7 protein-coding genes are annotated in these 6,236 nt (G+C 49.7%); 1 reads left to right on the top strand and 6 read right to left on the bottom strand.

The window, feature by feature from the left end:
• Positions 1-254 precede the first annotated feature (254 nt).
• The 6 genes from HRU10_06925 to HRU10_06900 all read right to left on the bottom strand — a co-directional run bounded on the left by HRU10_06925 (position 255) and on the right by HRU10_06900 (position 5,566).
• On the bottom strand, positions 255-902 hold the full coding sequence (locus HRU10_06925; GenBank protein NRA26965.1) for a response regulator transcription factor: 648 nt from the start codon (positions 900-902) through the stop codon (positions 255-257).
• A 47-nt stretch (positions 903-949) separates the two neighbouring features.
• The gene (locus HRU10_06920) at positions 950-1,420 is read right to left on the bottom strand and encodes a hypothetical protein (GenBank protein NRA26964.1); all 471 of its coding nucleotides are present in this window, start codon (positions 1,418-1,420) and stop codon (positions 950-952) included.
• A gap of 86 nt (positions 1,421-1,506) precedes the next feature.
• Positions 1,507-2,766, bottom strand: coding sequence for a hypothetical protein (locus HRU10_06915; GenBank protein ID NRA26963.1), 1,260 nt, complete (start codon positions 2,764-2,766; stop codon positions 1,507-1,509).
• A 71-nt stretch (positions 2,767-2,837) separates the two neighbouring features.
• Positions 2,838-3,863: a tRNA-dihydrouridine synthase family protein gene (locus HRU10_06910; GenBank protein ID NRA26962.1), complete on the bottom strand. Its 1,026-nt coding sequence runs from the start codon at positions 3,861-3,863 to the stop codon at positions 2,838-2,840.
• Positions 3,864-3,919: 56 nt separating this feature from the next.
• A complete protein-coding gene (locus tag HRU10_06905; GenBank protein NRA26961.1) occupies positions 3,920-4,372 on the bottom strand; it encodes a bifunctional nuclease family protein in 453 nt (150 codons plus the stop codon).
• 63 nt (positions 4,373-4,435) lie between these two features.
• A complete protein-coding gene (locus HRU10_06900) occupies positions 4,436-5,566 on the bottom strand; it encodes a polyprenyl synthetase family protein (GenBank protein ID NRA26960.1) in 1,131 nt (376 codons plus the stop codon).
• A gap of 69 nt (positions 5,567-5,635) precedes the next feature.
• On the opposite strand from HRU10_06900, the gene HRU10_06895 reads away from it, so the two are divergent.
• Entirely contained in the window at positions 5,636-6,208 is a 573-nt protein-coding gene (locus HRU10_06895) for a shikimate kinase (protein NRA26959.1), read from the top strand.
• Positions 6,209-6,236: the final 28 nt, after the last annotated feature.

Below are 6,236 nucleotides of genomic sequence, written 5' to 3'. Positions count from 1 at the left end.
TATTTTTCGGAAGGTTCTCGATCGATCCAATCAGGAGCGCATTGGCCGGAGCGTCCGCCAAAAGATTCGCGTTCATTTGCGTGTATTAGCGGATTTTTCCGCTGAGAGTTGAAAGGCCTCTGTCTCCAGGGTTTCAGAAGGTAAACACACTTTGCCACAGCGTCCTTTGCTGGGGTACCAAACAGTTCTCAATACTTGATGGTCTCGTTGATCGAAGTCAGAACCTGTCTATCGGACCCTGCATATTTCCAGTGTCATACGGTCTCAGTGGACGATACTAAGTTATGCTTGATCGCATAGCGAGTGAGGCCTGCTACATCATGGATTTTTAATTTGCGCATGATGTTTGTGCGATGTGTGTCTGCCGTCCTTATGCTGATGCACAGTTTGTCGGCAATTTCTTTATTGGAGTAGCTTTCGGCGATTAGCTGGACGATTTCGCGTTCGCGGGTTGTGAGGCATTCGACTGAGTCGTCGATTCCTCCATTCATCATGATGTCTTGCATCGCAGCCATGATTTTGGAGCCGAAGAATGATTGGCCATTGGCAACATTTTCTATCGCCTTTCTGAGTTCTTCCAAGCCGGTGTTCTTTTCGATGTATCCAGATACTCCAGCCTTTAAAATGCGGTTGACGACACTGCGGTCGGTCAGGCCTGAGAAAACGAGAATGTTGAGCTTTGGATTATCGCGTTTGAGGCGCTTGATCACTTCAACCCCATTTAGCTCAGGCAGCATGATGTCGAGGATGACGAGGTCTGGGTTACTATCGAGGCAAAGGTCGACTCCTTGAGCTCCATCGCCGGTGGATCCGATGACTTCTACCATCGCCATGGTATCGATCACTCCCTCGATCAACTCTCTGAGGATCGTTTGATCCTCGACTATTATTACCTTCTTCATCTTTGAAGAAAGTCGATTCGGACCTGCCAATCTTGAGCTAAATAACCCTAAACAGCTCGGCCGTAGACCCGCTCTTCAAGTCTTGCAATCAGTCGAGCTGGGTTCGTTTGAAGAGAGTCTAAGTGTATCGAGTGGCCGCTCTTCATCTCGATTTTTACCACGGAACGATTCCGGTGGTAATGGATGCGCTCAAATTTGAAATCTGTCTTTCTGCCGATATAGACTACTCGAAAGCAACCTTTGTAGATTTCGAATCTGAGGATCGCCGTAGCGAGTGATTTGGTAGTCAACCAAAGGGACAGTGTTGTCGCGATGGCAAAGGCGGCGATAATCCAAGATGTAGATGCCCAAATGGGTGCAGTGGAGGTCCCAAGTATGGAGAGCGCTGTAAGGACAAACAATACAGCTATGCCAGGAGTGATTAAAGTGCGATTATAAGTGCGGATCGGCTCTTCAGTTGCACTAAGAGAGCCCTCGTCAAAGGGGCTTATTGTGTCTTTTGAGTGGGGGTGAGACATTTGTATTTACGGGAGGTAAAACAGTTCAGACTGTTATACTCATCCTACTTAATAGTCTGAAGCCTAGCCGCAAGCGTCGACTCGAATTAGACGCCCGATTCTTTTCCCTGTTTTGTGGCACCATTCGATGCGGCCGGAGAAGCAGTGGGCGCTTCATATTCCGGGAATTTTAAAGAAACGACTCCCACATCCACTGGATTCGGTTGCGAGTCGGCACCAGCCTTCAAAAATATTTTGGGAGTTTCGTGCGTTGAGCCACTATAGTCTATAATCCAACGTGCGTCTCCTAAAGGTGCTAACTCATTTGATGGCGCCCAAGATTCTTCATGGAAAATTTCTAACAATAGGGTCTGTGCATTTGTTCGAGCTTGGACCTCTTGTTTGACCAAGGCTCGAATGAGTTCGGGAATCCAAATACCGGCGATAGTAGAGTCTGCTGACCAAGCTGCATAGTCCATTCGGTAGGTATATTGATCCGAAAATTGAGCGACGCGGTCTAGGAAACCATTTGTGTCGATGAGCTTTACCTCCAGGGCGAGTGCATCGCTCGAAAGGACTGGAGTCTCAAAGACTGTATGGATCACGCTATCGGTCACAATTGTGGTCTGCGAATCGATGATATGGGTTGTCCAAAGAGCGTAGCCGATTTGTTGCTGAGGATAGGCAACAGAGACGATGACAGCCGCCTTCTTATCTAGAGCGTCTCCGGTCGTTGAGAACTGATTTTCCCGAAACCCTAAGGAATCCGCATTTTGCACAGTGAAGCGAGTCCCATCGAGCTGTTTGATATTTTCTCCAAATTTCTGGGACAGCTCATCCGATTTCGTAGTCCTGCCGTTCTCGCGAATGAAATGGCCAGCAAAATAAACATGAGAGTAGCCCTGTACCCATGCTGACTCTAAGCCAAATCGGCTGTGGTCACTGATGGCCTTAGATTGTTCAATGGGTTCAATGGTCAGCGAATACTCCACCGTTTGAGTTGCAGCCTCATTTTCCGCTATGCGTTGCCTGGCGAGTGCCCGCAATTGTTCGATGGCTAACTCGGCGGCCTCTATTTTACCTTTTCCTTGCTTAACGAGGCGTCGGCCCACCGCATGAGACTCTTCTAAATTGGTGTCGGGATTGAGGATGGAAGCCTTGCGATTCAAATACCAGTTACCCGATTTGATGTCAGACTCTCCCTGCTGCTTCAGGTCAATGGCCTCATACCATCGCAGTTCCTGAAAGGAATTTAGGTGTGCGAGGACTTGTTCATCCGAGATGAGGATTTCATCTTCGGCAAAGGCGCAATGGGTCCATGCGCTTACGAGGCACAGCAAGATGAAGCAGAAATTTTTGAGATCCATTGGGGTATCCTATGGATATCGCAAATCTTGGATGGTGGTTAAGAAAAATGTGGGAATAAGGCGTCTCGCCTTTAAGCTAACTTGCGTTCCAAAGTAGCATGATTCGCGGCTTCGCGGCTCTCGCAGTTAGGTCTGGCAATGACACCGTCGAAGGGTTCATCGCGAAACAGACGATCTGCGTTTTCTCCTTCAATCATAAACGAGTCACAGACTCGTAAGAGATCGTCGCGTGTTTTGGTCCGTCGCATGGTGTGAAGGAAATGCCCCTCTCCATCAATACTCGTACCCACGAAGTTGAGAAACTTCTTCATTCTACCCGTAAGGAGACGTTCGGGAACGTCAGGGTGGTCCGTTGCTGCGCGGAGTTGATCCACGTAGAGGCGCACATCACTTAATCGAGGGCGGAAAACTGCCCTGCTGTTGTAGTGCTCATGAATCTGGCGAAAAATCCATGGGTTGCGGATGGCCGAGCGGCCGATCATTAAGCCGAATGCTCCCGTGTATTCCTGGACTGCGATCGCTTTATCGACCGATGAGATCTCACCATTCGCGATCACTGGACACACCGCTGCGTTGACTGCTTGCTTGATGAGATCATAGTGAACCGGTGCACGATAGCCCTCGTGAACAGTTCTTCCGTGTAGGCTCAGCAGATCGACCTCGTGTTGGTTGATGCAATCGAGCAACGCTTCGAATAGATCCCAGTCTGCAAATCCGATCCGCATCTTCACACTAAAGATGCCGTCGGTGCTGGATCTTAGGTTCCCTAGTACGCGATTTACATCGTCAATCGAGCGCAGGAGCCCGCCCCCGACATTCTTTTTGTATACTTTGGGTGCAGGGCATCCCATGTTGAGGTCTATCCCGGCGATGGGGAGATCTTTGAGCGCTTTTGCGGTGCGTTTTAGGGGTTCATTAGCTTCACCAATCATCTGCGCGAAAATGGGCCTGCCGGTATTATGGTGAAGAATCGAATCAACAATGTGTTCCTCTAGATTCGAGTGATCATGGACGCGAAAATACTCGGTAAAGAACCAGTCAGGGGCACCAGTAATTCCCATGAGCCGCATAAAGGGCAGCGTCGTGACATCCTGCATGGGGGCCAGAGCCGTGATAGGACCAGCGGCCTCAGCTCGGGGTGGCAGTGCCCGCGTCATTGATCCGATTCAGATTGATTCTGAATTTTCTCAAGAATCTCGGTCATATCGTCTACGTGATCCATCACCTGCGCGGCGACCCGGATGGGTCTTTGTCGATGCAGGGCCATGACAATACAATCGCTCGGTCGGGCATCTATTTCGACGATTTTGGTGCCTAGCTCGTTTTCCATTTTGATCGTTAATCGGGCGAAAAACGTGCCTTCGTCAAAATCATTGATGAGCACACTCTGTATATCGATGTCGAATCCATCAAAGATGTGAGATATCAGATCATGCGTGAGGGGGCGTTCCTTCTTAATGCCATTCAATGTCATTGAAATGGCGCTGCCAATGGCCTGATCCACGTAGATGACGAAGGTTTTTTTTGTGTTCCCTAGAAAGATTGCACACCCATTTGAAGTGGGCATGACCCCCTTCACTTCGACTTCTTCAGCATGGTCAGACATGGAGGAATGCTTTCTAAATAATCAACAGTATCAAGCGCATTGTCAGCGAAGCAAGGTGCTTTGCTAGGGTTTGGAAGTCAGGCTATTGCTTTGGCGGATCAGGTGCTCTGAGTGTTTCCGGTTCAATAAGACGTAATCAATGATCGAAACCAGACGTCCGTCTAAGTGCTGATTCAGCTCAGACTTTTCGATACCCAAGCGCCCTTCTTGAAACAAGCAGTTAGCATATTCAGCGAGGTGGACGCGTGTGGCCGAGCACTGAAACAATTCATGAAGTCGCGCGGTATGTTCGAATGGACAACGCTGGCCAGACAAGATCTCATCCAAAAAAACGCGGTCTGTAGGTTTGAGGAGGGCATGAAGCCGCTTCACGAACAAGGTTTTCACCCCACATTTCAGGTCATAGACAAGGTCCTGGAAACGTTCGAGATCCAGCGAAACTTCGTGGAGATCGTTCTCGATTTGAAATGCAACGCCAATGGGCTGAATCAGGCGGGAAATATCTGATAAAGAGGATTTACTTTGGCCGGCGAGTATGGCGCCGACCTGAATCGGCGACTCGATGGTATACACTCCGGTTTTTAGATGGTATACGCTGTGTATCCAGTCCTCAGGGATGTCATTGAGGTATCGATCCCAGAGTGCGAGCTCAAGTATCTCGCCGGTTCCTGTCCATTGAGCCATGCGTGCCACTTTTTGAATGACGGGCCTGAGCCGTTCATCCGGAATGCTCGAATTGGTGATCAACTCGAACACGTAGCCGTGGACAATGTCTCCGAAAACAACAGCTATATGTTCCGCATTCCTCGGACGGGCTTGGTGAATGGTCTCGATGCGCTTGTGAAGTGTGGGTTCGCCTCGCCGAGACATACTGTTGTCGATGACATCATCGTGAATGAGCAAAAAGGCATGGAAGAGTTCGATAGCACCTGCGATTTCATAAACGTAGTCCGGAATAATGGTCTCGTTCGAGTTTTCTTGAAATGCTTTGAATGTGGCCATCAAGAGGGCTGGGCGAATGCGTTTACCCGGGCTTAAGATGGCCTTATGCAGCGACTCAAAAAGCGGCTGTAGGATCGGCGTGATCGAGAGTTTTTCTGAGAGTTGGTTCGCCTGGCGCGCCAGTGCAGACTCCAGACGTTCTTTCTCTTCTGACGTGCACGGGGCAAAGGCTGTCTGGGGATGGCTCTGCATTTTGAAGCAGCATCTAATGTATAGCTGCGACTGCAAACCACGAAATGGAAAACAGCAATTTTTGTTGATATGGATGCGCTCAGATCCAGTCTCAGCGCCGTGTCAGTAAAAGCGCACAACAAGCCCAACCTGTATCTGGTGGGATTTATGGGCACCGGAAAATCGACCATCGGACGACGTGTCGCTGACGAGTTGGGCATGCAGTTCGTCGATTCGGATCATACGATCGAGCGGCTCGAGCAGCGTAGCATCCCTGAGATTTTCGAGGCGGATGGTGAAGCAGCCTTCCGAGAAATGGAACGTCAATTCATTGAAGGCGGACATCACAGTTCTGGCGTGGTAGTATCCTGCGGTGGAGGATTAGCTGTGCAGGGAGGCATGCTTCAGTCGTTACAGAAAAAGGGTATTGTGATCTGTCTGATCGCCGACGTTGAGACCATCTTGCAGCGCGTCTCCGGGAATGCGAATCGCCCCTTGTTAGAGGGGGATGCTCAACGTGAACGAATTGAAGCGCTCATGAGTGAGCGTGCCCCGATCTATGCGCAGGTTCGCCTGCAGATCATGACGGATCATCGAGCGACATGGGAAGTCGTGCAACACGTGAAGCGTTGTTATCTTGAGGCCTGCCAAGTCGGGGCATAACCCACCAGTGAGTTATCTTTGGAAAAGT

It is taken from the genome of Opitutales bacterium (assembly GCA_013215165.1).
GTDB lineage: Bacteria > Verrucomicrobiota > Verrucomicrobiia > Opitutales > JABSRG01 > JABSRG01.
The sequence above is the reverse complement of the archived record's forward strand: the minus strand, read 5'-3'. Positions and strand labels throughout refer to the sequence as shown.

Excerpts from the sequence above, each read along its gene's own strand:
- HRU10_06920 (NRA26964.1), bottom strand. The coding sequence starts at position 1,420 with ATGTCTCACCCCCACTCAAAAGACACAATAAGCCCCTTTGACGAGGGC.
- HRU10_06905 (NRA26961.1), bottom strand. The coding sequence starts at position 4,372 with ATGTCTGACCATGCTGAAGAAGTCGAAGTGAAGGGGGTCATGCCCACT.
- HRU10_06915 (NRA26963.1), bottom strand. The coding sequence starts at position 2,766 with ATGGATCTCAAAAATTTCTGCTTCATCTTGCTGTGCCTCGTAAGCGCA.
- HRU10_06900 (NRA26960.1), bottom strand. The coding sequence starts at position 5,566 with ATGCAGAGCCATCCCCAGACAGCCTTTGCCCCGTGCACGTCAGAAGAG.
- HRU10_06925 (NRA26965.1), bottom strand. The coding sequence starts at position 902 with ATGAAGAAGGTAATAATAGTCGAGGATCAAACGATCCTCAGAGAGTTG.
- HRU10_06910 (NRA26962.1), bottom strand. The coding sequence starts at position 3,863 with ATGCAGGATGTCACGACGCTGCCCTTTATGCGGCTCATGGGAATTACT.
- HRU10_06895 (NRA26959.1), top strand. The coding sequence starts at position 5,636 with ATGGATGCGCTCAGATCCAGTCTCAGCGCCGTGTCAGTAAAAGCGCAC.